Annotated in this window: 25 protein-coding genes and 2 pseudogenes; 12 read left to right on the forward strand and 15 right to left on the reverse strand. The window is 68.4% G+C overall.

Translation table 11 applies throughout. The annotated features are described in order from the left end of the window. Window positions 1-344: 344 nt before the first annotated feature. The gene (locus tag OHA19_RS38505) at window positions 345-1,535 is read right to left on the reverse strand and encodes a hypothetical protein (RefSeq protein WP_405753155.1); all 1,191 of its coding nucleotides are present in this window, start codon (window positions 1,533-1,535) and stop codon (window positions 345-347) included. A 33-nt stretch (window positions 1,536-1,568) separates the two neighbouring features. On the opposite strand from OHA19_RS38505, the gene OHA19_RS38510 reads away from it, so the two are divergent. Then, window positions 1,569-1,748, forward strand: a complete 180-nt coding sequence (locus OHA19_RS38510) for a hypothetical protein (protein ID WP_405753157.1) — start codon at window positions 1,569-1,571, stop codon at window positions 1,746-1,748. 425 nt (window positions 1,749-2,173) lie between these two features. Here OHA19_RS38510 and OHA19_RS38515 read toward each other — a convergent pair whose 3' ends face one another. Further along, window positions 2,174-2,554: a hypothetical protein gene (locus OHA19_RS38515; protein ID WP_405753159.1), complete on the reverse strand. Its 381-nt coding sequence runs from the start codon at window positions 2,552-2,554 to the stop codon at window positions 2,174-2,176. A 560-nt stretch (window positions 2,555-3,114) separates the two neighbouring features. Beyond that, window positions 3,115-3,321, reverse strand: coding sequence for a hypothetical protein (locus OHA19_RS38520; RefSeq protein ID WP_405708083.1), 207 nt, complete (start codon window positions 3,319-3,321; stop codon window positions 3,115-3,117). A gap of 189 nt (window positions 3,322-3,510) precedes the next feature. On the opposite strand from OHA19_RS38520, the gene OHA19_RS38525 reads away from it, so the two are divergent. Then, a complete protein-coding gene (locus OHA19_RS38525) occupies window positions 3,511-4,776 on the forward strand; it encodes a cytochrome P450 (protein ID WP_405708080.1) in 1,266 nt (421 codons plus the stop codon). Between the two features lie 316 nt (window positions 4,777-5,092). Here the strand turns inward: OHA19_RS38525 and OHA19_RS38530 are convergent, their stop codons facing one another. The 5 genes and pseudogenes from OHA19_RS38530 to OHA19_RS38550 form a co-directional block, all read right to left on the reverse strand. After that, complete coding sequence (locus OHA19_RS38530; protein WP_405708077.1) at window positions 5,093-5,356, reverse strand: hypothetical protein; 264 nt, start codon at window positions 5,354-5,356, stop codon at window positions 5,093-5,095. Further along, on the reverse strand, window positions 5,353-5,874 hold the full coding sequence (locus OHA19_RS38535) for a HEAT repeat domain-containing protein (protein ID WP_405753160.1): 522 nt from the start codon (window positions 5,872-5,874) through the stop codon (window positions 5,353-5,355). Before OHA19_RS38535 ends, OHA19_RS38530 begins: the two co-directional genes overlap by 4 nt. Before the next feature lie 544 nt (window positions 5,875-6,418). Continuing rightward, window positions 6,419-7,810, reverse strand: a pseudogene (locus OHA19_RS38540) (IS1380 family transposase); the annotation flags it as partial. Window positions 7,811-8,136: 326 nt separating this feature from the next. Further along, window positions 8,137-9,348 (reverse strand): IS4 family transposase, encoded by a 1,212-nt coding sequence (locus OHA19_RS38545; RefSeq protein ID WP_405752759.1) that lies wholly within the window; start codon window positions 9,346-9,348, stop codon window positions 8,137-8,139. Window positions 9,349-9,413: 65 nt separating this feature from the next. Next, window positions 9,414-10,250: an IS5 family transposase gene (locus tag OHA19_RS38550; protein WP_405753161.1), complete on the reverse strand. Its 837-nt coding sequence runs from the start codon at window positions 10,248-10,250 to the stop codon at window positions 9,414-9,416. Window positions 10,251-10,445: 195 nt separating this feature from the next. Here OHA19_RS38550 and OHA19_RS38555 point away from each other — a divergent pair, with 195 nt between their 5' ends. Together OHA19_RS38555 and OHA19_RS38560 are read left to right on the forward strand one after the other, a co-directional pair. Further along, window positions 10,446-10,877: a Scr1 family TA system antitoxin-like transcriptional regulator gene (locus OHA19_RS38555; RefSeq protein ID WP_405753163.1), complete on the forward strand. Its 432-nt coding sequence runs from the start codon at window positions 10,446-10,448 to the stop codon at window positions 10,875-10,877. Window positions 10,878-11,231: 354 nt separating this feature from the next. Continuing rightward, window positions 11,232-12,398 (forward strand): cytochrome P450, encoded by a 1,167-nt coding sequence (locus OHA19_RS38560; protein ID WP_405708068.1) that lies wholly within the window; start codon window positions 11,232-11,234, stop codon window positions 12,396-12,398. Here OHA19_RS38560 and OHA19_RS38565 read toward each other — a convergent pair. Beyond that, on the reverse strand, window positions 12,282-13,172 hold the full coding sequence (locus OHA19_RS38565) for a Helicase associated domain protein (RefSeq protein WP_405753164.1): 891 nt from the start codon (window positions 13,170-13,172) through the stop codon (window positions 12,282-12,284). The genes OHA19_RS38560 and OHA19_RS38565 overlap by 117 nt on opposite strands. 178 nt (window positions 13,173-13,350) lie before the next feature. Between OHA19_RS38565 and OHA19_RS38570 the strand changes: the two genes are divergently transcribed. From OHA19_RS38570 to OHA19_RS38585, 4 genes are all read left to right on the forward strand, one after another. After that, window positions 13,351-13,563, forward strand: coding sequence for a cold-shock protein (locus tag OHA19_RS38570; protein WP_405708063.1), 213 nt, complete (start codon window positions 13,351-13,353; stop codon window positions 13,561-13,563). A 125-nt stretch (window positions 13,564-13,688) separates the two neighbouring features. Continuing rightward, window positions 13,689-13,952 carry an aldo/keto reductase gene (locus OHA19_RS38575; RefSeq protein WP_405753165.1) on the forward strand — a complete coding sequence of 88 codons (264 nt, stop codon included), beginning with the start codon at window positions 13,689-13,691 and terminating at the stop codon, window positions 13,950-13,952. Window positions 13,953-14,088: 136 nt separating this feature from the next. After that, window positions 14,089-14,505: a hypothetical protein gene (locus tag OHA19_RS38580; protein WP_405753167.1), complete on the forward strand. Its 417-nt coding sequence runs from the start codon at window positions 14,089-14,091 to the stop codon at window positions 14,503-14,505. 306 nt (window positions 14,506-14,811) lie between these two features. Beyond that, window positions 14,812-15,486: an IS3 family transposase gene (locus tag OHA19_RS38585; protein ID WP_405753169.1), complete on the forward strand. Its 675-nt coding sequence runs from the start codon at window positions 14,812-14,814 to the stop codon at window positions 15,484-15,486. Here the strand turns inward: OHA19_RS38585 and OHA19_RS38590 are convergent. Further along, a complete protein-coding gene (locus OHA19_RS38590) occupies window positions 15,434-16,831 on the reverse strand; it encodes an IS30 family transposase (RefSeq protein ID WP_405753170.1) in 1,398 nt (465 codons plus the stop codon). The genes OHA19_RS38585 and OHA19_RS38590 overlap by 53 nt on opposite strands. On the opposite strand from OHA19_RS38590, the gene OHA19_RS38595 reads away from it, so the two are divergent. Beyond that, window positions 16,783-17,166 carry a transposase gene (locus tag OHA19_RS38595; protein WP_405753171.1) on the forward strand — a complete coding sequence of 128 codons (384 nt, stop codon included), beginning with the start codon at window positions 16,783-16,785 and terminating at the stop codon, window positions 17,164-17,166. The two genes, OHA19_RS38590 and OHA19_RS38595, sit on opposite strands and share 49 nt — an antisense overlap. An 11-nt stretch (window positions 17,167-17,177) precedes the next feature. Here OHA19_RS38595 and OHA19_RS38600 read toward each other — a convergent pair whose 3' ends face one another. Then, window positions 17,178-17,954, reverse strand: a complete 777-nt coding sequence (locus tag OHA19_RS38600) for a class I SAM-dependent methyltransferase (protein ID WP_405753172.1) — start codon at window positions 17,952-17,954, stop codon at window positions 17,178-17,180. Window positions 17,955-18,138: 184 nt separating this feature from the next. Then, window positions 18,139-18,867: a GNAT family N-acetyltransferase gene (locus OHA19_RS38605; protein WP_405708046.1), complete on the reverse strand. Its 729-nt coding sequence runs from the start codon at window positions 18,865-18,867 to the stop codon at window positions 18,139-18,141. Window positions 18,868-18,992: 125 nt separating this feature from the next. Here OHA19_RS38605 and OHA19_RS38610 point away from each other — a divergent pair, with 125 nt between their 5' ends. Continuing rightward, entirely contained in the window at window positions 18,993-20,483 is a 1,491-nt protein-coding gene (locus OHA19_RS38610; RefSeq protein ID WP_405708042.1) for a PLP-dependent aminotransferase family protein, read from the forward strand. Between the two features lie 543 nt (window positions 20,484-21,026). On the opposite strand, the gene OHA19_RS38615 is transcribed toward OHA19_RS38610, so the two are convergent. Then, window positions 21,027-21,227, reverse strand: coding sequence for a DUF1918 domain-containing protein (locus tag OHA19_RS38615; protein ID WP_405708039.1), 201 nt, complete (start codon window positions 21,225-21,227; stop codon window positions 21,027-21,029). A 407-nt stretch (window positions 21,228-21,634) separates the two neighbouring features. Beyond that, complete coding sequence (locus OHA19_RS38620; protein WP_405708030.1) at window positions 21,635-21,976, reverse strand: DUF6223 family protein; 342 nt, start codon at window positions 21,974-21,976, stop codon at window positions 21,635-21,637. Between the two features lie 249 nt (window positions 21,977-22,225). Between OHA19_RS38620 and OHA19_RS38625 the strand changes: the two are divergent. Then, a pseudogene (locus tag OHA19_RS38625) lies at window positions 22,226-23,091 on the forward strand (sensor histidine kinase); the annotation flags it as partial. 325 nt (window positions 23,092-23,416) lie between these two features. On the opposite strand, the gene OHA19_RS38630 reads toward OHA19_RS38625, so the two are convergent. Next, window positions 23,417-24,265: a pPIWI_RE module domain-containing protein gene (locus OHA19_RS38630; RefSeq protein ID WP_405708027.1), complete on the reverse strand. Its 849-nt coding sequence runs from the start codon at window positions 24,263-24,265 to the stop codon at window positions 23,417-23,419. A 319-nt stretch (window positions 24,266-24,584) separates the two neighbouring features. Here OHA19_RS38630 and OHA19_RS38635 point away from each other — a divergent pair, with 319 nt between their 5' ends. Continuing rightward, complete coding sequence (locus tag OHA19_RS38635) at window positions 24,585-25,436, forward strand: IS5 family transposase (protein WP_405753173.1); 852 nt, start codon at window positions 24,585-24,587, stop codon at window positions 25,434-25,436. Window positions 25,437-25,553: the final 117 nt, after the last annotated feature.

Genomic DNA, 25,553 nt, shown 5'->3' on the forward strand with positions numbered 1-25,553 from the left:
ACACCATGTCGGATCTATGCGGCATGCGCCTCTGGGTGCCGTTTCGAGGCCCCGTTGCCTTGAGACGGCCAGACATTTTTGGCAGGAAAGGCTCGCCCTTCGGTGCGGTGGTGGCCGCGCAGGTAGCCACTCCCTCCCGGGCGGTGACGGAGCGGGACGTCCGGCACACTGTGGGTGTTCTCGCAGCCTCGGGCCGGGCCGCGCGTACGAGTGATGCCTCTGACCGCCAGAAATGTCGCAGCGTCCTGAACAGTGCGGCATTCGACTGGGACCACGCCGGACTGTTCCGGCTCGGGGAGGCCTGCTCGTCGGAGCGGGCGGTGGCGCCCCGGAGCCACATTCGTCTATGGGCGGGGGATCTGCGGGGGCGCGGTGGAGCGGGCCGCGCGGTCGAGGTCGGCGAGCAGGCGTTCGGCGTCGGTCATCAGCGACCCGTACACGTGCCACGCGCCCGGCTCGGGCAGTGTGCCCTGCTTGATATCGCCGGTCATCATGGTGTGCCACGCGGCAGCGTCGTCGATTGCCCTGTGCAATCGCCGGCGGGCGTCGTCGTCGGTGGAGCCGTCGGCCGGTCCGGCGGCGGCGAAGTACTTCATCGCCTCGGCCGCCGCCTCCAGGGTTGCCGCGTACCGGTCGAGGAACGTCTGGCCCAGGCGGGGGTTGGTGTCCTGGTCGTCGACGGTGTCGGCCAGTGTCCGGGCGATGCCGCGAACCTGGAAGGTGATCCGGTGCAGGGCGTGCAGTGCCGTGCCATGGCCCGACAGCTCGTGCCGTCCGCGGACGACGACGCACCGGGTGTTCCAGCGCAGGCTCTCCTGGCTCTCGCGGACATCCTCGTGCGCCCGCATCGCCAGGTCCTCCAGACGCCTGCCCTTCTCCAGCCAGGTCTGCGCGCGGTCCGCGTGCTGCCGTTCCCGTAGCCCGTTGCCCATGCCGAGGAGCAGTTCCCCGGTGGCCGCGGCGAGACCGCGCACCGCGGAGTCGGAGGCGCTCAAGTGCACGGGAGGCAGGATGAGGGCGTTCACCACGATGCCCACCACCGCACCGGTCAGCGTCGCCAGTGTCAGTGCGACCACGTGGCCCGCCGGAACGGCCGTCGCCGCAGCCAGGGCGAGCACTGCCGTGGAGGCGACCTGCAGACGGCCGTCGGAACCCCTTCGGCCGGCGACGACAAGTGCGATTGCCGGGATGGCGGCGGCGCTCCCCGCGGCCGGGCCGAGCAGCCACACGACTGCCACGGCCACCGAAAGTCCGGTCGCCCGGGCCGCCACGTTGCGCAGTGCCTGCGTCACGGACCGGTAGACGCTGGGGGCGCTGACCATGGCCAGCGCGGTGGCCACGGCGAGGTACCGCTGCTCGCCCGGAAGCCACCACGAGGCGGTCTGCCAGGCCAGGAGGGCCGCGATCAGGGCCTTGGCGGTCCGTACCGCTGCGGGCCGTGCCGACCGGAGGGCTCGCAGCAGCCACCAGGTCCGCCTCGCGTTCCGCTGCCGCACGGCGATGGCCTGTCCTCGCGCGAGGGCGTGTGCGGTCATGCTCCCGGCTCCCGCTCCATCCACGACGACGACATGCCCCTCATGGAACCGGCAGCCGCCGACGCGCCCCCCGTCGAGGAGCGCCCGGCGGTCCTGTGGCCCGAAACGGCGGTGCCCTTGCCGTGGCGGGTGGCCGGAACCATCACGGAGGCCGTGACGCCCGCAGGCAGTCGCCCGCCCTGCGTCGCGGATGATGTGGTGGCCGCCCAGTGAGCGGAGGTCCGGTCCATGGTCCTTCTCCTTGTCCGGCGTACGGTCGTGCTCCTTGTCCGGCGTGCGGTCGTGACCGCGGGCCGGCGTTCACTCGTCTGCAATGAGACGGGTGGGGGCGCGTCGAACGCCTTCGGAGTGACCGAGGGATGCACGTCGCGCGGGTGCCGCGTTCTTCACGCCTTGCGGCGGGGCACGCGTGGCCTCGTGTGTCGGAGCCGCAGGGCGGTATCCGGTGTACCAGTCGCCGCCGTCCCTTGAAGCGACTGCGAATTCCGCCCCGCGGTTGAGTACGGCTTCTCCAGCCGTACTCCGATCATCCACCGGCGATCATCCAGGCCGGTGGATCCTGCATCGGACTGTTGGACCGGTGCAGGAGCTGATTCCCCAGGGCCGGGGTATGAACGAGGATCGCGTGCGTGTGCCTGTCAGCGACGGGTGTCGTGGTCCCGCATCCAGTAGATCTGGTCGAGGACCCACTGGCGGCGGAGGTCGTCATCACTTGTCCGGTACCCGTACCGGTTGTCGTCGTGGTCCCGGTCCCAGTGGTGATGTCCGCCGTCGTGGCGGATGCGGTAGGCGTGACGGTCGCTGCCGAGCCTGCCCCATCCTTCGTCCCAGCGGCCGGGCCCGTCCTGGTGGTGGGTGCCGGCGGGCGACGACGCGCGGGAGACGGCGGTCGGCCGGTCGCCCGTCGTGGGGGTTGTGGCTGAGGCTGAGGCGGAACCGCCGGTGACCAGGAGCCCGGCTACCGCGACTGCCACAGAGGTCATTGCGACGGCAGCGCGACGCGCAAACGTGAATGCCATGATTCTTCCTCCTTGCCTACCCCGTGACCTGCATGGACAGAGTCGCGGGCTGCCTTGGATCGGGCATTTGTGACACTACTGCGAGAAAGTTGAACATAAAACTAATTTGCGTTTGAGGAGGGCCATGGCCTGGAACGCGTCGCGCCGGAATATTCCGGCGGCCGGGATGCTTCGGTGAGCTGGCCGGAAACCTGTCCCTGCCACGGCGACTCCCCACGGGGACAGGGGTGACCTCCCACGGGTCAGGCGAGCGATGGGCAGGGACACGTCGTGCTCGTACGCGTTGTGCAGTCCCAGGGCCGGTTGCCCTCGCCGCCGTCGGACTGGAGCACCTGGAGCGCCTGGAGGTCATGCGCCACGGTGCCAACCCGGCCTCCACCTCGGCGTGGGGCGAACGGGGCTCGTTCGGCGGGCGCCGGCGACATGTTGCTTGACCGGAACGTGGTCGGCGCCGAGGTCGGGCTCTGGGGTCCAGGCCCGGCGCCGCGCCCGAGTCTCGTAGTCGGTGGAGTCGATCGCCATCACCCCGGTGAGAGGGAAGCCTTCGGGAAGGGACGCGTTCAGCAGCGCCCGGCGAACCCGCTTACGCAGACCGGCTCGTGGCGGCAGCCGCACGGGCAGAGTGCGGGCAGTACGGCCTCGACGGCGGGGAGCAGGCCACTGTGCTCGACCATCAGGTGCGCGCAGCGAAGGGCCTGGGTCAGGGTGACGTGCCGGGTGAGTTGGGTGAGATGCGGCGGGACGCTGGTTCGGGCCGCCTCGCTCACCCCGTTGCCCGGGCCGGCGGCCGACTTCAGCTGTCAGGCCATCGCGGCCCTGACCGACGAGGTCGATCAAGATGGTGCACTTGCGGCAATTACGTTCGTTCAGAGGGTTTGGTGCCCTTGGGGGAATGCGGAGGGCGGTCCTTGCACATGATGCCGTCACTGACGATCACGTGCTTCGGAGGCTCCGAAGTGACTGCTCAGGACCATGCCAGCACCGAGACCGACGGAGAACCACTGGACCTGGCCGATCAGGAGTTGGTTCGTGATCCGTTCACCGCCTACGCACCCGTCCGTGAACGGGAACGGATGGTGCGGGGGCGCGTGCAAGGCGTCGACCCGATGTGGGTGGCCACTCGCCACGACGACATCCGTATGGTCATGAGCGGCTCTTGCTTCACCATTGACGCCGCGGCCGTCCCCGGCGCGCCGGTGGCTCACCGCACCGAACAGACCTGGCAGGCCCGCGGCATGTACCCGGGGCACGAGAAATACCTGCGCGCTGGAATCTTCGATGCGGATGGCGCCGATCACCGACGTCTCCGAGGCCTGGTCACCGCGGCGTTCTCCCCAGGCCGTGTGGCCGCCTTGCGCCCCAGGATCGAGGCAATCGCCGACCAACTGCTCGACCGTCTGCCGGGCCACGCGGAGAACGGAGTCGTCGACCTCATCGGGCACTTCGCCCGGCCGTTGCCCATCACCGTCATCTGTGAGCTCATCGCCGTCCCCGAAGCCGACCGGGACCGCTGGCGGGCACGGAGCGCCACCCTGACCGCCGGTATCTGCGGTGACGAACTGGGAGCCGCACTCGCCGGCATGGTCGAGGACGCGCACGCCCTCGTCGACCACCATGCCGGCCACCCCGGCAACGACCTCATCTCCGAACTGCTCGCGCCCCATCACCATGACCCGCTGAGCACCGACGAGTTGGTCGCTCTCATCACCAACCTAGTCGTCGCGGGACACATCACCACCGTCAACCTCATCGCCAACAGCACCGCAGCACTCCTCACCCACCCCGACCAGCTTGCCCTGCTGCGCGACGACGCCAGCCTCATGCCACACGCCGTCAACGAACTCATGCGCTACTGCGGCCCCGTCGTACGTGCGCTGCCCCGATACGCCACCTGCGACACCACTGTCGGCAACACCCCTGTACATACCGGGGAAGCCGTCCTCCCGATCGTTTCTGCGGCCAACCGCGACCCGGCCGCCTTCACCGACCCCGATCGCCTCGACCTCGGCCGCACCCGCAGCAGCAGGGAGCCTCACCTCGGATTCGGGCACGGCGCACACCGCTGTCTGGGCGCGCATCTCGCCCAGGAAGAAACCGCCGTGGCTCTGACCGCGCTGCTCAATCGTGTCCCCAACCTGCGGCTGGCCACCGACCCCGAACACCTGCAACGCGGTACCAACCCTGTCAACTGGCACCTGAAAACCCTCCCCGTACGCGTGTAACCGCCTCCGCGGCCAGCCCGGGGCCGGGCCCGGCCCCCTGCGCGTTCTCCTGCCGCGCCCGCGGTTACCAGCGCATGTGGAGTGCGTCGAGGTCGGTTCGGCGCTGTTCGGTGAGTTTGTGGGCGCCTTTGCGTACGTCGGGCGGCGCCGAAGTCGTCGGTCCTCTGGTAGCCGGTGCTGAGCCTGGCTGCGCGTTCGGTGAGACGAGTGGCTGGTTCGCGGTGCCAGAAGAGGGTGAGGTGGATTCCGGCGCGGGCTCGGAGTGCGTCGAGTTGTTCCCATCGTGTCGGGGTGAGGGTGTGGGTGCGCAGGACGATCAGGTGTCGGGTCCGGTGGGCGTTGATCCAGGAAGCGGCTGCGGTCCAGGCGGGGCCCACCACATCTGCCACAAGGCGCGGTGCCGGGGCGCGTCCATATCGTGGGGCGGGAGTCGTTTGCCGAGCGCGTACAGGATGCCCTGGGCCAGAGCGGGCGGGGCGGACGCGCCGGGGGAGGGGTGGATGGTGACGCGTCCGTTCTCGGGGGAGTGCGCGTCCAGGGCGGAGTAGATGGCTGTGGGGATGTCTGCGTAGCGGGTCACGAGCCGCCGCTCTGGAAGTCATTGAGCAGGTCGCGGGCGGATTGCCGTACATGTTCGTCGGAATCCCGGGACGTCATGTCGCGGAGCAGGTCGAGCGACTGCGGCCACTCCAGGTAGGTGGTCGACCAGGCGGTGGCGTTCCTGACGAAGGGGTCGGGGTCCTGTGCCGTGTCGGTCAGCACCTGGAAGAGCTCGGCGTCGAACTCGGGCCCGGCCGCGAGCGCGACGCGGAGGACCGCCGGAATTCTCTTCTGCGGGTCCTCGGCCGTGCCGGGTCCGGCCACCACCTCTTCTCTCGGCATGACCGGCACGAAGACAGACATACGGTGCGCGAGGTCGGCGACCTGTTCGTCGTTGTTACCGAAGACGATCAGTACGCACGCCTGCGTGGTCGTGTCCTCCACCAGACTCAGCCAGAGGCCCGGTGCCGGTGCCCAGGTCCTGAAGACCATGTAGGCAGCAGACACCTCGCCCTCGTTGGTCTCGACGAGCTGCCATTCGCCGGCGCGCGTCACCATTTCCACGGATTCCCGCCACGCAGGAGGGCGTACCACCATCCGGATGTTGCGCTCCTCAGCCACGCCTCAACCCCATTCTGAATGCCGCGTCGTCGGGAAGCCCGAGTAGGCCCCGCATCTCATCCCGGACCCTGGCAAGGATTTCACCCTGTGCCTTTTGTTTGTCCTGCTGGTCGGAGAAGCCTAGATCCATGACTTCGGCCCATACATCATGGGGCAGCTGTTCTCCTCATGACCTCCTCGGCGGCCCCCGTCTGCTGCGGCGACCCTGTTGCTGACCTGGCTTCCGACGGTCCCACAATCCGTTCGTGTCTCTCCCGGTGTCGATGACGAAGCAGTGCCGGACGAACTTGGGGATGCGCTCAAACTAAGCCTGAATCCACCGCCTTGGATTGAAAAGGATCTTCTAACGGTTTCCTGAGCTGGTGCCGGGTCGGTGCTCGGTTTGGGGCACGTGGTATCTGCTGGTCTGCCCAGCTTTTCCACGGGTTCGGTTCCGGTCGGGCCCTGGCGGGCGGGGTGGACAGGGGGGGCAGATCAGTCCCGGTGGGCCGTGCGTGATGGCGAACATATGCGTCCAGGCGTGCTGCCAGGGCCAGTTGTGAGGCAGGTGCAGGGTGATGCGCCGTGCGGAGCGGGCGATCCGGGCCGGGACGTGGACCAGGTGGGCACGGATCGTGGCGGTGGTCGCCTTCGCGTGGAAGGCCGGGGTGTGTGCTCCGGCGGCCCGCAGCAGGTTGTAGGCCATCGCCCACAAGGTGAGCCGGGCCGAGTTGGCGTGGAAGTGCCCGGAGGGCAGGTGGGCCAGAGCGCCGGCTTTGCTGTCCGCGATGACCTGTTCCACCACCGCGTGGTGGCGGTGTTCCCGTTCGGCTTGGAGTGTCCCGGCGGGGTTGTCGGTGAAGAAGGGGTGGTAGCGCCAGACGGGAAACAGCTCGCCCTGTTCTCCCACGACTGCGGGTCTGGCCAGGTCACGGACCCGGCGCACGATCAGCCGGGCCGTGACGTGCTCACTCTTCTTGCGGCTGGCGAACGCGGTGTATGCGGGTATCTCGGCGACCTCGGCGACCTCGGCGTCCGAGATGAGATCACCGGTGTCTGGATCTTCCACCGCGTTCGGGTAACTGATCTTCTGCCAGGCATCGTTGGGGATGCTGAGGACGGCCCGTTTGATGGACGGGTTCATGCCAGTGGTGATGGAGAAGCGGGCTCCGGCCCTGCGGCAGGCTGCGATCACACCGGCGTTGTAGAACTGGGAGTCCGCCCGCAGGATCCGTATGCCGGTGCAGCCCGCCTCGACGGCGGTGGCCAGGGCCTCGCTCACGAGTTTCGGGGCGCCGCGGGCGTCGGCTGCCTTGCCGCGGCGCATCCGGACCGCGGCGATCACCGGCCGGGAGTGAGGGGTGCTGATCGTGGCGAGCAACGGGTGCAGAGTGCGGATGCCCTTGAACCGGCCGTACTCCGCGCCCTGCTTGGCCCGCCCGTAAACCCGTTGAATGGAGTCGACATCGATGAACGCCACCACACCAGCGCCCGGCAGCAGCGGCGTGTGTGCGGCCAGCGCGCCGAGGAACCTGCGGTGCACGGCGTGGAGTTGGAGCGCATGCCCGTGGGTGAACGCGCGCAGGAACGTGCCCAGCGTGGACGGGGCACGGATACCGTCGAACACGGCCGGCATCGCACCGTGCCGCAGCAGGTGAAGGCCGTCGATGCTGTCCGCGCCTGCAGCCATACCGCCCACGATGCTGGTGACCTTGGCGTCCGCCGCCGCACCCGCACCGTTGCCCGCCCCGGGCAGCTTCACCTTCTCGGCCACCAGGCGCGAAGGACCGCACCGCTCGGCCAGCCGCATCACCGGGACCAGCCCCGCATACGCGATCAGATTCCGGTCATCGAACGCAGCAGAGACCGCCGCCGGAGTATGGGAAACTTTCATCTACGAGGTGCCTTGCTGATAGTGCGTGATGGTGGTGTGGTAACTCCCATCTTCGCAGGTCAGCAGGCACCTCTCTTCATTTCTCTATCCACAGGGCCCGGGACAGCCGGTGGATCCAGGCTTAGACCAATACCGTTCAGTTAGTGGCTTGGATGGTGATGTGGGGGCTGTGTTTGGGCTGGGGCCAGTGTGTGTGGTGGGAGCGTTTCGCGGCCCATTTCAGGACTTTGCGTTTGACGACTCGGGGGTGTGAGCGTTTTCGGCGTGTTGGGTTGAGGTGTTGGGTGAGCCATCGGATGGCGTGATGCCAGATCGCGTCGGCTGCGTCAGCGCCCGGAGGGGGGAAATGCGCTCTGCGCGACTGAACGGCGAGCGATGCGGAGGGCTTTGACGAAGGAAACTCTGTCGGGGTCGTGGCCGGAGAGTGCGGCAGTGTCGGCCATCAGGGTGCGGATGGCGTAGTGGCAGCACAGGTGTCCCCAGATTTCTTGCTGGACAAGGTCGGGGGCTTTCGAGCTCAGTACCGCGCGGGGCCCGCGCTGGTGGGTTTTCAGCTCGTCGAAGGTGGTCTCGATCTCCCACCGTTGGGCGTAGGCGGCTGCGAGGTCCTCGGCGCCGGCCTCGGCAGGGTCGAGGATCGTGGTCAACAGCCGGTACTCCTCGGCGTTGTCCCGGCCGTCATCGACCGTGTAGTCGATCACTCTGACCGTGAGCGGCTCCGTCGTGGCCCGGTTCGTGCCCGACGTCGGGACGATCCGGGCCAGCCAGGACCCATCGGCCAGGGTTTCCAGATACCGGGGCCGCAGGTTCGTCTTCACTCGCCAGAGCAGATCCGCACCCGTGGCCGCGGCCTGCTGCCAGAGGCGGAACCCGTAGAAGCCCCGGTCTGCCAGGACCAGCTGGCCCGGCTCCAGCCGCCCGACGAGCTGCCGGGACAACTCGATCTCCGACACGCTGCACGGGCCGGTGGCAGCGTCGAAGACCACATGGGTGCCGCATTCCGCCAATGCCACCAGGCGGGCCTGCGGAAACGCGGCCCGCTCCCCCCGGCTGGAAGCGGGCCGCCCGAAGAACTCCGCGTTGGCTGCCGTGTCTGCCACATCCAGGCACGTCCCGTCGATCGCCACCAGGCGACGCCCGGCCAGCCACGACCCCGGCGTGCCAGGCCCCGCCAGCGGACGCGCAACCCGAGCGAAGAGATCCCGCACCGGCTCGAACCCCAGACGAGACCTGGCCTGGAAGATCGCCGACTTCGAGGGCGGCGTGAACGACTCCGACCACCCCGACGCCCACGACAGCCCGTCCGTGAGCTGCGCGAACACATCCTCGTAGGAGCCATCCGAATACAGCGCCATCCCGATCGAGAAGTACGCCATCACCCGTGCGGGCAACGACCGGTGACGCCGCTCGGTACGCCCCGCCTCCTCGATCACCGCGTCAACCACATCCGCGGGAAACACCCGCGTCAGCAACCCCACAGACACCAAATCCGACAACCGGACATCAGACGACGGCTTCACCCAACCAGAACGCGGCATCCCCCACGATAACCCAGAAGCACTTAACTGAACGGTATTGAGGCTTAGACCCACCGGCAAATGGATCATTTGAGGCGTCGGGTGGTGGGGCGGCCGTCCCAGCGGTAGCGGCTCGTCGAGCGTCGAATGAGCATGCGGAGCGTGACGAGTGCGGCGGCGAGGTAGAGGTAGAAGTCCACGACATCGCCGCTCCTCTCGGTGCAGCGCCGCAGCTTGCCGTAGTCGTTCATCCACGAGTGTGTGCGCTCCACCACCCAGCGCTTGCCGGCCTGGATCGGGGCGGGCACGCCTTTGCGGGCGATCTCGGCCGAGAATCCCAACTCGCCGATCAACACACGTGACTTGGTGCTGTCGTACCCGCGGTCGAGGTTGACGTTGACAGCCTCCGGAATCGCACCAGCCTGCTCTTTGGCCGCTGCCAGGGTGGGGCCGAGCAGCGGCGAGTCGTGCCGGTTCGCCCCGGCGGATACGATCCCGAGTGGAACCCCGCACGCGTCGGAGGCGACCGAGCGCTTCAGTCCTTGCTTGCCCCGGTCGACAGGCGAGCGCCCCGCTTTCTCTCCGCCGCACGGCGCCTTGGTGATGCAGCCGTCGACCGAGATTTCATCGAGGTCAAGGCCGATCATGCGGTCGTACGCCTCCAGGGCGATCCGGTGCAGCGCTTGTGAGATCCCCATCTGAGCCCACAGCTTGACGCGGCGTGGGATCGTGCGGTCGGAGCATCCGGGCGAGGAGATGCGCTCGTATCCGGAGCCGTGGACCAGCGCTTGGACGACGTGGTCCGGTGTACGCCGCCGATGGCAGCCGAGCGGATGGTCGGGGTCAAACTCGGCCCGATCGGGCAGCAGGGCCCTGAACTGGTCCCAGGCGGGTTCAAGCAGGCATGATGGCAGCGCGGGCACAGTCGTCCTTCGCGGTCACAGAGCGTAGAGAACTCCATGATCACGCGGGCCTGTGCCCGTTCTGCTGCCACCCCTCATCGCGACCGTGCTCCACCACCTACTGCCGGTCGGTCTTAGGCTGCCACCTGCGACAGTTCGGGCTGTTGGGCGCTGAACATGCGGTTGCCTTGGCTGGCCTGTGCCAGATTGCTGGGAATGACCGAGCCGGACGTGGTGAGGGACTGGCTCTTGAACTTGTCGTCGAAGCAGGCGTCGAACCCTGCACCATGCCGAAGGCCCCCCAACGACATCCCCGAAGCCGTCGCCGCCCGCCTGGCCCGTTCCCGCTTCCTCCACGAGGGCGACCACCGCTTCGTCGTCCTGATCGAAGAGGGGGCCCGGTGCACCCAGATCGATACCACCGCCACGATGGCCGGCCAACTCGCGCACCTGCTCGCGGTGATGCCGCTGCCTTCTGTCTCTCTCGGCATCATTCCGTTCGGCGTCCCGCGCACCATGTGGCCACTGGAGGCGTTCTGCCTCTACAACGACCAGCACACCGTGATCGAGACCCTCACCACTTCGATCAGCGTCCGGCAGCCCCGTGCCCGTGCACGCCGTGTATCACGCGTACGGCCACGATCTTAGCGGCACTGACTCGTCCATCCGTGGGTATTTACGCACTGAACGGTTCGGGCAGCGTCGGGGCAAGTGCCCACAGAGTTCGAGACCGCGCTGACGGCTGCTCCGCTGATATCTGCCACTCGAGTACGGTTCGTCGCCTGCAGACCCTGATGGCCTGGCTGGGCGCCGTGAAACGCTGCCGGATGGCCTTGCAGGCACAGCGCTCCGGATGTTGTGAGAAGCGGACCGGAGCCGCAACTCACGGACACGAGGTGCCGCTCCGCACCGGCGACACACTGACAGTAGTCATCTGCACGCTGTGTGTTCGAGTGGTGTCAGGATGATGAGGCGTCCGCGTACCCCAGGGCCAGGAGGACCATGACCGCCGACGAGAAGTCCCTTCCCCTGCACCGGCTGACGTTCGCCGACCCCGGCCGGCCCCGGCACACAACGCTGCCCGGCGGCATCCCTGCCTGGCACTTCACCCGCTACGACCACGTCCGCCAGGTACTGGCCGACGACCGGTTCACCCGCGCCATCCTGCCCGCGACGGCCACCTCGCCGCTCACCGACACCCCCGACGCAATGGCTAAACAGGACGGCACCGGACACATGCGGCTGCGCCGCACCGCCAAGGGCGTCTTCAACCCTCACGCGATCGACCGCGTTACGCCCATGGTCGCTGAGGTCGCCGACCAACTGGTCGAAAACCTCGCCGACCACGGCCCGCCCATGGACCTCGTCGACCACTACACCCGGCCCCTGCCCATCACAGTCATGAACAAGCTCTTGGGGATCCACGACGTCGACGACACCCGACTCATGCGCTGGACCGAACTCGCCTTCCCCTACTCCTCGGATCCCGAGAACGAAACCGCCAAGGCCACCCAGGACTTCACTGAATTCGCATCCCGCCTCATGACAGACCGCCGAAGCACCCCGGGCCCGGACCTGATCAGCACCCTCGTACAGTCCGCCGACCGCGAAGGCGGCATCCCCGAACCCCAACTCGTGAACTTCGTCAGTACGCTCGTGGTGGCCGGCTACGACACCACCATGACCATGCTGGGCAACGCCCTTCTCTACCTCCTGGACGAATGCCCGGAGGACTGGGCACGCCTGGGCGCCGACGAAACGGCCGCCGGCTTACTGGCCGAACGCCTTACCCACCTGATCCCGCTCAACGACCCCGCGAAACACTTCAACCCGCTGCGCGCCACCGAAGACGTGGAGATCGGAGGGGTGACCATCCGGGCCGGAGACCTCGTCACCCTCGACCGAGGCGCGGCCAGCCGTGACCCCGCGGCCTTCCCCGGTGACCCCTTCGCCGACCTGTTCGCCCCGTTGGAACACCCCACCCTCGCCTTCGGCGGTGGACAGCACTACTGCCTGGGTGCCTCTCTGGCCCGTACGGAACTCCGCCTCGCTCTACACCGACTGGCCGCCCGGCTCCCCAACCTGCGGTTGACCGTGCCGGTCGACGCCGTTGAGTGGCGCATGAGCGCTCTCACCCGGAGCCCCAGGCACCTGCTCGTGACCTGGTAGCCGTCTCGACCGCTCCGAGGGGCCTTGTTGATCCCAGGTCGGCCCGCGCCGCCGCCCACGCCCGACGCCTTCGGCATACTCCCGGACCAGTTCCGCGGCTGGCGAATCCACGCGGACCTCGGCGTCACAGCAGCCAGCCGCACCCTCGCCGGGGGCTGGTCGAAGGCGCCCAGCGGATCGCTGTCGAGCGGCGCGCTGGCCGGCGCCGGTGACCGGCAGGCGGCTGCCGTCCCGAGCTGGGTCGCCGTGCTCCTGGAACCAGCTGTCGAGCAGCCGGCGCAGTTCCTCGATCCGCTTCGACTGGGAACCGTCCGCGGCGAGGTTGTCGCGTTCGCCGGGGTCTGTGGCCAAGTGGTAGAGCTCGTGCGGACCGTGCGAGTAGCGGTGGACGTACTTCCACTCGGCGGTACGGATCATGCGGACGGGCCCGTACTCGTCGTAGACGACGACAGGGCGCGGTGGCCGGGGCCGCCTCTGCTCGCGTTCTCCCGCGCCTTTCGGGCTGCCGCGGGCGTTCTTCGCCCACACCTCGATCGGATGCCCCTCCCACGTCGCGGTGGTAGGGGGAAAGAAGTGTCCGCGGGCGGCGGCGGCCCTGTCCGCCCAGGCCGCTTCCTGTTCGGACCACACAATTCCCAGCTTTTCGAGCTCGGTGACCCGTCCGGCTTCCAGTGTTCCGGCTGTGTAGGCGCGGCGCTGGTCGGCGATCCACTGCCCGAGCGGATACCCGCCGACCCCGCCCCAGTCCTTGGGCGTGACGACCGTGTACGGCACCCGCAGCACACTGTTCCCGGTCTCCCGCAGCCACTACCCGGCCGCCTCCTGTTCCCGTGCCGCGTTCCCGGTTCGCGCGGAGTTCCGCCTGGTAGATCATCACTGTTCGCATTGATGTCGTTGCGTAGCGTGGGAGGATTCTGGGGTGCGTGTCACCCGTACACGATCAGGAGGAGATATGGCCGAGCGCCAGAACGGCACCGTGAAGTGGTTCAACGACGAGAAGGGCTACGGCTTCATCACCCCGGAGTCCGGTCCTGATCTCTTCGTCCACTTCCGTGCGATCGAGGGGAATGGCTTCAAGTCTTTGAAGGAAGGCCAGGCGGTCACCTTCGAGGCGGTCCAGGGGCAGAAGGGTATGCAGGCCGACAGAGTCCAGGCCGCGGGGTAGCAGCCCGCTCGCCCGCGGCTTTCTCAGCGGGGCGGTGAAGTCCCGCGAACCATTACACCGCCGACGACTTCCGCCAGCACCTGGCCTGGTGGAAGCCGGAGAACTTCGACGCCAATGTCGCCATCGTGGACAAGGTGACCGAGCTCGCCGAGAGCGAGAGCGCCGCCCTCGCACAGCTGGCGCTGGCGTGGCTGCTGGCGAAGAAGGACTACATCGTCCTCATCCCCGGCTTGGACAACCCCGACTGCGCCGCCAAGAACATCGCCGCGGCCGACCTCATGCCGACGGGACGCGGGGCTTCAGGGGGCCAACGGCGGTGTCTCGTATGCTCAGCCCATGATAGAGCCTCATCCGGTCGAGCTATCCGGGACGTTTGTCACCAGAGGTGATGATCGTTGGCGCGATGATCGTTGGTACGGGCGGTTCCGGTTGCGTTTTCCTCAAGTGTCGCCGTGGTCCGACCTGTACACGACGTTTGTTCGAGTACGTCCGGGATGGCGGTCTTTGGTCGAGGAGACGCTCTCGGTGGTGGCCACCGAGGTGCCCAGGCAGAAAACCTGGCCGGTCTATCTGCTCAACCAGAAGGTCCACGGGAGAGGATGGGAATTCGACCTGGGGCCACCGGAGGCTGACTACCTCTGCCTGGAGCAGCTTGCGGACATCTGCTACATCGACATACGCAACCTTCACCAGCTCATCGACCTCCTGGCACCGGCCATGGAGGACGCGCACTTCTTCGTCTACTCGATGGGCGACGGCCTCGACCAGTGGGTTGACGAGGTGCGCATCCGTGACGGGCGGAGCAGCTTTGTGCGGTGGGCCCTCGCTGGTGAGGCGTGGGCCGAGTTCCCTGTGCTGTGCGCGGAGCTCGGCGGCAGTCGCGCCGGGGACGAGACCTTTGGTCGTTTCGTCGCGTTGATGAGTGATCGGCGAGTCGTTTGATCGGCAGGCGCGAGGGCTGCGGGCCGGAGGGGCGGATCTCCAGCCGTGCCAGGCAGAGCTCGGCCGGGCGGTGCGGTCATGCCGCTCTACCTTCCTTCTGGGATCGCCCCAGCCATTCGTAGGGTTGTGGCACCCAGGGGAGCCGGGTGTGGCTTTCATGCCGCTGCCGTCCGTGGCTTTGGTGGCTTGGCCGCCCGGCTCCCCACGACGACTCGGTCGCCGATTGGGAAGTGAACCGTTCCGGGTTCGGTAGGGACTCGATCATTTGAGAGGATCGAGTCATCGCACGTCCTTCCCAGTACCCGCTTGAGCTGCGCCGTCGTGCGGTGCGGGGGCCGTGTTCTGACCGACCACGACTGCAAGATCGCCCCGTCCACCTACTACGCACACCACAAACGCCAGGCCGCCCCGGCGGCCCGCACCGTCCGCGACACTGAACTGAAGATCCTGATCCGGGAGGCATACGACGCCAACTACCGTGTCTACGGCGCGAGGAAGATCTGGCGGCACCTGAACCGCCAGGGCCAGACCGTGGCCCGCTGCACCGTCGAACGCCTCATGCGCGAGCTCGGCATCACCGGCGCCGTCCGCGGCAGGAGAGTGATCACCACGATGCCGGACCCCTCCTCGCCAAGGGCGCCGGACCCGGTCGACCGCGACTTCGTCGCCAGCGCGCCGAACCGCTGCTGGGTCGCCGACTTCACCCACGTCGCCACGTTCTCCGGCGTCGTCTACGTCGCCTTCGTCGTGGACACCTTCTCCCGCCGGATCGTCGGCTGGTCCGCCTCGACCACGAAGCAGACCCGGCTCGTCCTGGACGCCCTGGACATGGGACTGTGGCAACGCGACCGCGACCAACACCCGCCCCTGCCGGGCGAGTTGGTCCATCACTCGGACGCGGGCTCGCAACCCGGACTCAATCCCGGACTCAATCGGTTGTCGCAACACCGGCTTCTTGAGTCAAGAGTAGGTGTTCGTTGAGGGCTTCAGCGGGTGTCTTCCATCCGAGGGTTTTGCGGGGGCGGCTGTTGAGGGCGAGTGCAACGGCTGCGAGGTCGTCTGTCTGCCATCGGGACAAGTCCGTGCCCTTCGGAAAGTACTGCCGCAGCAACCCATTCGTATTCTCGTTCGTGCCGCGTTGCCACGGGCTGTGCGGGTCCGCGAAGTAGATTTCGAGGCCGGTGTCGACGCGGAGCCGGGCATGCTGTGCCAGTTCTTTGCCGCGGTCCCAGGTCAACGAGCGACGCAGCTGCTCGGGCAGCGTGGTGATCGTGGAGGCGATCGCGTCCCTGACGGCCTCGGCACCCAGACCGGCCAGCGCCGGCCCGTTCTTCACCCTCGGCCCGGTGCCAAAGCCTTCCATCCGGGGCAGGTGCAGCAGCATGGTAAACCGGGTCGTGCGCTCGACCAGAGTGCCGATCGCGGACTTGCCGGTGCCGATGATGAGGTCGCCTTCCCAGTGTCCCGGGACTGCCCGGTCCTCGGCCTCGGCCGGTCGTTGGCTGATCATCACCTCGGGGGTGACGTGCCCGTTCGCCCGCCGTCGGGCTCGGGCGCGGGGAACCCGCAGCGCACGCCCGGTACGCAGACAGCCGACCAGCTCACGCTTGAGGGCTCCACGTCCTTGGATGTAAAGCGCCTGGTAGATCGCCTCGTGCGAGATGCGCATGGACTCATCATCGGGGAAACCCGTCCTGAGCCGGCCCGCGATCTGCTCGGGACTCCAGGCCGTCGCCCACCGCCGGTCCTGACGGCGGGGCTTGTTCCGTCCCTTCCACCGAGGCGTCTTCGGCCCGGTGACCTGTGTTCCGTCCGGACGACGTACATCCCCGGCGAGCCGGTCCTGCACATACTCACGCAGCCGTTCATCGGCCACGAGCTTCGGCGTCTTCGGACGCCGTGCCGCCAGTTCCGCCTTCCACCGGGCGATCGAGGCCCGGTAGTCGAGCTGCCCGCCGCGGGTGGCCGCGTTGCGTCGCAGCTCCCGCGAGATGGTCGACGGATCCCTGCCCAGGCGGCGTGCAATCTCGCGGACTCCCAGGCCCTGGGCGTTGAGCAGCGCGATTTCTTCGCGTTCCGTGAAGGACAGGTATCTGCCCGAGGGCGTGCTGAGCTGGATCGACGGCATGCCGCCACGTTCACGGAACCAACGGGACCCCACCACTGGGGATACGCCGCACGTGACCGCCGCCGCCTCGCTGGTCATCCCCTCGGCGATCTTCATCCAGAAAGCCCGCTCCACCTCCCGACGGATTGGGGGCCGCCCCGGCGACCGCATTGCCGGACGCCCCGTCAGCCGCGTGGCCCATCCCGCTGGCCGGCCCATCCAACACCTCCAGGGTCGAGGTGTTGCGACGATCAGTTGAATCCACCTTGCGAGCCGCGGTCGCTTTCGGCGAGGCGGGATACGGCGACGCCGCGGCCTTCCGGCTCGGCCTGAACGCCCGCGGCATGCGCTACGTGGTGGGAATCTCCACCACCATGTCGGCCCAGCCAGGCGACGCGGTGCCGACGTGCGAGCCGTACTCCGGGACCGGACGGCCGCCGGCGCCGAAGTACCCCACTCCTGCCCGGTCGGTGAAGGAGCTGGTCATCGCGGCGGGCCGCAAAGCCGCACGGCCCCCGTATCAAGCAACGTTTGCCCGGGCGGCTTTCCGGTGAGGGCAGGCGCGCTATGTGCGGGTGGCCTCGAAGGTCCACACGTTGTCTGCGGCTGTTGGTGTGGTGTCTGCTCGGTAGCCGCCGTGGACGGTGACGTCGGTGAAGCCCGCCTGGTGCAGCATGGCGGTGAACTCGGCCAGCCCGAACCACAGCAGGGAGAAGATCTGGAGTTCGGTGCGCGTCAGGGCGCCGTCCGTCCAGGCTTCGTAGCGGAGCCAGCGGGTGGTGCGCTGGGCCACCGGGTCCACGTGCGTGCGCCAGGTGGTGAGGGTGACCAGCTCGTTGCCGTTCCACTGCTGCGGAACCGGTCCCGTGTCGGGGGCCGTATCCAGGGACGGCGGTTCGACGTCGACGATCAGCCGACCTCCGGGAGCCAGGCAGTCGTACATGGCGGACAGCGCGGTCTGTGCGCTGTCACGGTCGGGAAGCAGGGCGAAGGAACCGGTGGGGATCACGATCGCTTTGAAGGCGCCGGGTTCGCGGTGCGTGGTCATGTCGCTTTCGAAGACATCGGCCTTCAGCCCTCGCCGGGCACAGTTGACGCGGCACTGTTCCAGCATGGAGGCTGAGGTGTCGTAGCCGCGCACGGCCAGTCCCCGTTCGAGCAGGGGGATCAGGATGCGGCCGGTGCCCACGGCGGGTTCCAGTACGGGGCCGGATACGTTCCGCAGGCGGTCGGCGTAGAACTCGACGTCTCCGAACGAGGTGCCGACCGGCTTGTCGAGTTCGTAGAACAGGGTTGCCAGTGGTCCGTAGCGCCAGGCCGTGGCATCAAAACGGGTGTTCATGCAGTCCTTCGGTAATGGTTCGGGTGGATAAAAGTGCTCTGACCAGCACCTTGTGGGCACACTGCCAGGGCGTCGCCCCGGAGGCCAGCGCATATGCGGGCATGGTCGCAGCGGTGCGAGGGCGCCGCCGGGTGGGTGAGCTGACTGCCGCTGTCGCCGGACACGCCGCGTCAGTGTCGGTTCGTCAGCGTCCCGGTTCCTCCTCGGAAGCGCGGACGGCGGACAGGGACCGCTTCTGCCGGCCCTCCCCGTCGAAGTTGTCGGGCGAGAGCCACGCCCGCAGTGCCTTGCCGACCTGCGGCCACTCGGAGTCGATGACGGAGTACCAGGCGGTGTCGCGGCTACGGCTCTTGTAGACCACGGCCTGGCGGAAGATCCCCTCGAAGGTGAAGCCCAGCCGCAGGGCCGCCTTGCGCGAGGGCGCGTTGAGGCTGTCGCACTTCCACTCGTAGCGGCGGTAGCCGAGCTCGTCGAAGGCGTAGGACATCAGCAGGAACTGGGCCTCGGTGGACACCGGGGTCCGCTTCAGCAACGGTGAGAAGGCCACGCTGCCGACCTCGACGACGCCGTTGGACGGGTCCTGGCGCATCAGGGCGAGGGTGCCCACGGCCTTGCCGGTGCGCGGGTCGACGACCGCGTGCTGCAGAGGGTCGTCCACCCGCGTCGCCGCCGTCAGGTAGGCGCGGTAGTCGGCCGGGGACTCGAAGGGGCCGGCCGTCATGTAGGTCCAGTCCCCGCCGTCCGCCGCGAGGGCGTAGGCGGCGTACAGGTCGTCGGCGTGGCGGTCCGCGTCCAGGGGCTCCACCTGGCAGAAGCGGCCCTCGAGGGCGACCCGGGCGGGCGCCGGGCGCGCCGTCCAACCGGGCAGGGGCTGGCCGACGGGCTGGCCGTATTCGTTGGGACGTGCGGACATGCTCTTCTCCTGGTGTGTGCCGGTTCCTTCTAGGCTAGGCACCGCGTGGCTCCTCGATAAGGTCCACGATAGGGTCATTCCATGGAGCCACAGTTACGGAGCGTGTACATATGGAGGATAGGCGTGTGAGAGAAAGCAGCGCGGTGCCGGCTGGCAGCGAAGCCCTCGGGCCACAGTTCGACTTCCTGCTCCAGGAGCCGCTGTCCCGGGCCCGCGGCGGGGACTCCCTGCAGAAGCAACTCCTGCACCGCCTCCGGGCCGCCGTCCTCGACGGCCGGCTCCCGGCGGGCAGCCGGCTGCCGGGCTCGCGCGCCCTGGCCGAGGGCCTCGGGGTGTCACGCAACACCGTGACGCTCGTGTACGACGTGCTGAGCACGGAGGGTTACATCGAGCCCAGCAGACAGGGCACCCGCGTCGCCGCGCTGGCCCGCCCCGAGCCGGAGAACCGCGCGCACCCGACCCCGGCCACGCTGGCCCGGCGCGCCGAGCGGATCCGCAAGCGCGACCTGGGAGGCGCCGACTCCTTCGCCTTCGCCCCCGGGGTCCCCGCCCTGGCCCAGTTCCCCCTGGCGGCCTGGCGCCGTTCTTTGGACCGGGTGCTCCAACAGGGCGGCACCCAGCTGCTGGGCTACGGCCCACCACAAGGCGAACCGGAACTGCGGACAGCCGTCCTGCGCCATCTCGCGCTCGCCCGCGGCATACGTTGCATCCCGGATCAGGTCGTCATCACCGAAGGAGCGCAGGAGGCGCTCTCCCTGTGCGTCCGGCTGGTCACCGACCCGGGGGACACTGCCTGGGTCGAGGACCCGGGCTACCGTGGCGCGCAGACCGCGCTGGCCTGCGGCGACCTGGTCGTGGTGCCCGTACCGGTCGACGCGGAGGGCCTGCGGACCTCCTCGTCCGACTGGGAGGACCGCTCACCCCGCCTGGTGTGCACCACCCCCGCGCACCAGTACCCGACGGGCGCCGTCCTCACCGCGTCCAGACGCCTCGACCTGATCGAGAAGTGCCGCCAACACGGCGCCTGGATCGTCGAGGACGACTACGACAGCGAGTTCCGCCACAGCGGAGAACCCCTCACCTGCATGCAGGGCCTGACACCCGCCGCACCCGTGTTCTACGTCGGCACCTTCAGTAAGACCCTCTTCCCCTCCCTGCGCCTGGGGTTCCTCGTCTTGCCCGAGCAACTGGTCGACCGGGCGGCACCGGTCGTGGACGAGCTGCTGCGCGGCGGGCACCGCCACGAACAACTCGCCCTCGCGCACTTCATGGAGAGCGGCCAGTACAGCAGACACCTCGCCCGCATGCGCCGCCTCTACCGCCGTCGACGCGACGCGCTCAGGACGGCACTGACCGAACACTTCGACGTGCCCCACACCGTGACCGGCGGGGACAGCGGGATGCACCTGACCGTACGACTGCCGCCGGACGCCCCCGACCAGCCCTTGGCCCGCGCCGCCCGCCGCCACCGGATGGCCCCCCGGCCCCTGTCCCCGCACTCCCTGATCCCCGACGCCGCCCACAACGGACTCGTCCTGGGATACGGCAACACGCCCGAATCCGCGTTCGCACCCGGCCTGCGCCAACTCGCATACCTGATCAGGGACCCGGACTGACCTCCACCCCCGGCACCTCCCGAACCGCCTCGCCCTTCCCGGCACGCCCAAAACCGACCCGCCGTACCCACCGCTGGTCCGGCGCCTTGGCCCGCAGGGCGAGCCCGGAGTCCAACAGCACGCCGTCCTGCGAACCGCGCACCGGGACTGGGGCGCGAACGCGCCTCGTCGGTGGCCTGTTGCTTCGCGGTGATGCGAGAGTGCCCGGCGTCCTTGCGGGCGGTGGACAGTTCCGATTCGAGTCGCGCGATCGTTGCGGCGGCGTTCTACCGTCCGTCACCGGTCGCGGTGGCCGGGTCGCCGCTCGGCTGCTCGGCGGTGGGGTCCTGCCCGCTCGTTTGCCGGGTCGACCTGCTGGCCTCTCGCTCGTGGGCGCTCTCCTGGTTCGGTGTTGGGCCCACTCCTGGCGGGAGTGTGGTGTTGCGGTGGGGCCCTTCCGTCTTTGGCGGCTCCCGCAGGCCCGTGGGGCCGCTCCTGGTGGCCGTCGCGGGCATGCATCAGGGCCCGCCGTGGCGGGCCCTGATGAGGCGGGAGTGCGCTGCGTCAGGCGTTGTCGGTCGCTTTGCGGTGGTCAACCACCGAATCGGGTCCGGGCATCATGATGGTCTCGTGCCCGTCCTCGGCGCGCACGCGGTATGGCGGCGTTCCATCGGGGCCGAGAACTTCGACGATCTCAACGACGCGATCCTGTTGCCCGACGACCCGACCGTGTACGACGAGCCGGTCGCCTTTGGAAGCATTCACCGTTGCGTCCTCTCCCTGCTGAATGGTTGATCTCTTGGGATCAATGGTGACACGAGAGTGACGGTGTGCATACAGAGTGTGGTGCGTGTGGGTGCGATCCCCGCGTCGTCCGGCTTCGCGGACAGGGGGCCGCTCGGCGTATCCCCTCACACCCTTGTGCTTTCCCGGAGCGGAATCACCTCGCCTGCGCCTTTCCCGGCCCTGCCGAACCAGCGCCAGCACAACCCGGACTCACTTCCGGACGAGGACCTGCCCGACGGGGAGGGTTCTCAGGCTGCTTCTTCGCTTAGCCCTGCCGCTGTCCTTGGCGGTCGCCGGGGCCGCAGTGCTGGCTGTCGGTGCCGCCGCCTACGGCGTGCGCCGCGCGGCGGCCGCGCGCACGCCGTGACCCGGAGTCGCCCAGCCGGTCATCCGATCGGCTGCCCGGCTCCGCGGGAGCGGGTCAGTGCCCGACGGCCGACGAGTACGCCGCCCAGCCCCAACGGGACGGCCACGACGGCGCCGACGAGCCCGTTGCCGGTCCCGGGACCTCCATTGGAGGTGGCCAGGTGCAGCACCGCAAGGACCATGCCGGCCGTCCCCACCGCGATAGCCGCTCTACCGCCGGTGCGCACGTTGCCGGTGCTGGTCCGGCCGCCGGCGCGAGTCAGGGCCAGCCAGCCGATCACCAGGCCGAGCAGTCCTGCCCCGAGGGCCAGGTTGGACCCGGTCCGTCCGTCCCCGATGATCCCGCCCTCGGCTGCCGCCATCAGTACTGCTGAAGCACTCGTACCGTTCTCCCTCATCTCCGTCGCTGATTGCGGTCTCTGACGCGCCTTGAGCATGTGCCCCGGCCCCCTGCCAGTCGTCCGGCAGGCGCAGGCACATTCCACTGCCGCCGCTGTGGCATCGGGCTACTGCGGATGCGGTAGGCGGCGCGCGGATACCACGCGCGCGGCAGGTGACCTCTCGTCCCTGGGCCGGACTCGCCCACTGCAGCATCCGGCTACGGTGCGCCCATGGACAAAGGGCGGTTCGCTGTTCCGGCCGGGGTCACCGACTGGCTGATCGCCATGGGCGTGGCGGCGCTGCTGCTGGGCTCCGGGCTGTCCGGGCCCCATCCGTCCGGGGGCCGGGAGCTGCTTGGCTCCGCGCTGCTGGGGGTCGGTGGGCTGGCGCTGGCCGTACGTCGCCGGGCACCGCTCGCGGTCCTGGCCGTCGCCGCGGGCTGTCCGCGGTGGGCTACCAGGCGGCCGGGTTCGACGTGCTCGCCGTCTCCTACCTGGTCGCGGTCTACGGCGCCGTACGCGCCGGGCACCGCTCCGCCACACTGGGCGTAACCGTGGGCCTGCTGGCTGTGCTGCAACTCTCCGCCCTGGTCTCGCACGACGGATCCGCGCGCGAGGCCGTGACACAGGCCCGGAGCACTCTGAAGATCGCCTGGCTGATCGCGGCCTTCTCCGCCGGCGAGGCGGTGCGGCAGGCCGAACGCAGGGCGGACGAAGCCGAGCACACTCGCGAGGAAATTGCCAGGCGCCGGGCCGACGAGGAGCGACTGCGCATCGCGCGGCAGCTGCACGACTCGCTCACCCACCAGATCTCGGTCATCAAAGTGCAGTCCGAGGTCGCCGTCCACGTGGCCCGGCGGCGGGGCGAGGTGTCGCAGGCCCTGCTCGCGATCCAGGAAGCCGGCAGAGAGGCGAGCCGGGAACTGCGCGCGACCCTTGAGGCACTGCGCGACGACGACACCACCCCGCCACCCGGGCTCGACCACATCCCCCAGCTGGTGAAACAGTTCCAAATGACCGGCCTGGAGACAACGCTGACCATCGGTGGGCACCCGCACGACCTGCCGGCCGCGGTGGGCCGTACCGCGTATGCGCTTGGGCTGTCCACGGAAGCGCCGGTTGGCCTGCTGTTTGCGGATGTGGATGCCGCAGAAGGCCATGCGGGCGATCGGGCGGGCATCCTGTGGGCCGTAGAGGGCCTCTTCGAAGCGGTCGTCGACGACGCCGATGGAGCGGTGCAGATCGAGCAGCCCCATGAACACCGGATGGTCCTCCCACGGCACCTTCGGTGTGCTGATGGCCTTGAGCTCGTAGGCCGGCTCGCCGTCCTGACGCTGCTCCTTCTTCTTGTAGCGGCGCTTGACACCGACGAGGTACTGCGAGGGTGAACGCTGGGTGGACAGGGCGCGCCAGGTCTGGAACTTAGGGTCCGCACACGAACCGCACCCCGGCGTAACCGGCAGCGCTCAGTGAGTTGCGTACGCTCTGCGGGGAGGGGAGGCCGAAGATGTCGACGAACGGCAGCGCCTTGTATTCGGCCGCGTCCTTCTTCTCCTTCTTCAGCCTCTTGGCAGTCTTCTTCGCCAACTCGGCTGCCTCGTCGGGCTTTTCGAAGAGGCGCTTGGCGAAGACGTGCCCGTCGGACGTGAGGACGAAGGGCTCGGCGGCATCCTGAAAGACGGACTGCACGTGGTCCAGGAGCATGCGCAGATGGTGCAGGCCCGCCCCGTCACCGACGGCGGAGCTGCGCTTCTTGGAGACGAGGGGCCGGACGATGCCGGGCGCAGGCATCATGAAGGACGGCTTCTGCGCCCGTTCCCTGGCGTCGCCGAGGGGCTTCTTCTCGTTGTCAGCGCGTCTTTCGATGGCGCCAAGAGGTGTGCGATCGGCTTCCAGGACGGCGAGGATCTCCAGGGCGTTCCGGTTGGCGCGGCGCAGCCCGCGTCCGTCCAAGGAGATGCTGAGGATCGGCTTGTCGTCGGCCTGGTCGACCATGGCGGTCCTGGAGTAGATCAGTGCGTTGTTGATCCGACGCATGTGGGCGTCGAAGAGGATCACTGGCTGGGCGAACGCCGGGTAGGTGACCATCCTGGTCGAGAGGTAGGACAGCGCGTATTCGAGCTCCCGCGGGCTCGAATCGACGGGCCAGTTCTGCGTCCACCCACCCGAAATGGCCGGTCGGAGCGACGTGGACCTCCTTGCGGAGATAGCTCCTGGTCCACGGTCCTGTGTACCGGGCAGGCTGGCCAAACCACCAAGTCGCCACGCCATCGGCGTGGAAAGGGTCGTTCAGCTGCACCATGATGTCCACGTCGCTGTCACCGCGGACGTTGGTGTTGTTCGGGCAGGAGCCCTTCGCCGCGACCGTGATATCGAGTCCCTGGAACGGCTCGTGCCGACTGACTGCCTCCTTCACCATGCGCTCGGCCCTCTGCAAGCGGGTCTGCTCAGAAGGCCCGGGAGGGTTCTTCCACTTAGACCGACCGGCAGTAGGTGGTGGAGCACGGTCGCGATGAGGGGTGGCAGCAGAACGGGCACAGGCCCGCGTGATCATGGAGTTCTCTACGCTCTGTGACCGCGAAGGACGACTGTGCCCGCGCTGCCATCATGCCTGCTTGAACCCGCCTGGGACCAGTTCAGGGCCCTGCTGCCCGATCGGGCCGAGTTTGACCCCGACCATCCGCTCGGCTGCCATCGGCGGCGTACACCGGACCGCGTCGTGTTCGACCACGTCGTCCAAGCGCTGGTCCACGGCTCCGGATACGAGCGCATCTCCTCGCCCGGATGCTCCGACCGCACGATCCCACGCCGCGTCAAGCTGTGGGCTCAGATGGGGATCTCACAAGCGCTGCACCGGATCGCCCTGGAGGCGTACGACCGCATGATCGGCCTTGACCTCGATGAAATCTCGGTCGACGGCTGCATCACCAAGGCGCCGTGCGGCGGAGAGAAAGCGGGGCGCTCGCCTGTCGACCGGGGCAAGCAAGGACTGAAGCGCTCGGTCGCCTCCGACGCGTGCGGGGTTCCACTCGGGATCGTATCCGCCGGGGCGAACCGGCACGACTCGCCGCTGCTCGGCCCCACCCTGGCAGCGGCCAAAGAGCAGGCTGGTGCGATGCCGGAGGCTGTCAACGTCAACCTCGACCGCGGGTACGACAGCACCAAGTCACGTGTGTTGATCGGCGAGTTGGGATTCTCGGCCGAGATCGCCCGCAAAGGCGTGCCCGCCCCGATCCAGGCCGGCAAGCGCTGGGTGGTGGAGCGCACACACTCGTGGATGAACGACTACGGCAAGCTGCGGCGCTGCACCGAGAGGAGCGGCGATGTCGTGGACCTCTACCTCTACCTCGCCGCCGCACTTGTCACGCTCCGCATGCTCATTCGACGCTCGACGAGCCGCTACCGCTGGGACGGCCGCCCCACCACCCGACGCCTCAAATGATCCATTTGCCGGTGGGTCTTACTGATCAGTGCGAGCCGCTGTGCATATGTCCTTTGCCGTGTCATGAACCCCTCCCCATCTCCCGACCGCGCGATGGCAGAAGCGTACGGGCGAGGT

It is taken from the genome of Streptomyces sp. NBC_00012 (assembly GCF_045040875.1).
GTDB lineage: Bacteria > Actinomycetota > Actinomycetes > Streptomycetales > Streptomycetaceae > Streptomyces.

Excerpts from the sequence above, each read along its gene's own strand:
- OHA19_RS38505 (WP_405753155.1), bottom strand. The coding sequence starts at position 1,535 with ATGACCGCACACGCCCTCGCGCGAGGACAGGCCATCGCCGTGCGGCAG.
- OHA19_RS38510 (WP_405753157.1), top strand. The coding sequence starts at position 1,569 with ATGCCCCTCATGGAACCGGCAGCCGCCGACGCGCCCCCCGTCGAGGAG.
- OHA19_RS38515 (WP_405753159.1), bottom strand. The coding sequence starts at position 2,554 with ATGGCATTCACGTTTGCGCGTCGCGCTGCCGTCGCAATGACCTCTGTG.
- OHA19_RS38535 (WP_405753160.1), bottom strand. The coding sequence starts at position 5,874 with ATGGTGACGCGCGCCGGCGAATGGCAGCTCGTCGAGACCAACGAGGGC.
- OHA19_RS38545 (WP_405752759.1), bottom strand. The coding sequence starts at position 9,348 with ATGCCGCGTTCTGGTTGGGTGAAGCCGTCGTCTGATGTCCGGTTGTCG.
- OHA19_RS38555 (WP_405753163.1), top strand. The coding sequence starts at position 10,446 with ATGACCGAGCCGGACGTGGTGAGGGACTGGCTCTTGAACTTGTCGTCG.
- OHA19_RS38560 (WP_405708068.1), top strand. The coding sequence starts at position 11,232 with ATGACCGCCGACGAGAAGTCCCTTCCCCTGCACCGGCTGACGTTCGCC.
- OHA19_RS38570 (WP_405708063.1), top strand. The coding sequence starts at position 13,351 with ATGGCCGAGCGCCAGAACGGCACCGTGAAGTGGTTCAACGACGAGAAG.
- OHA19_RS38590 (WP_405753170.1), bottom strand. The coding sequence starts at position 16,831 with ATGGGCCGGCCAGCGGGATGGGCCACGCGGCTGACGGGGCGTCCGGCA.
- OHA19_RS38600 (WP_405753172.1), bottom strand. The coding sequence starts at position 17,954 with ATGAACACCCGTTTTGATGCCACGGCCTGGCGCTACGGACCACTGGCA.
- OHA19_RS38605 (WP_405708046.1), bottom strand. The coding sequence starts at position 18,867 with ATGTCCGCACGTCCCAACGAATACGGCCAGCCCGTCGGCCAGCCCCTG.
- OHA19_RS38620 (WP_405708030.1), bottom strand. The coding sequence starts at position 21,976 with ATGGCGGCAGCCGAGGGCGGGATCATCGGGGACGGACGGACCGGGTCC.
- OHA19_RS38630 (WP_405708027.1), bottom strand. The coding sequence starts at position 24,265 with ATGGCGTGGCGACTTGGTGGTTTGGCCAGCCTGCCCGGTACACAGGAC.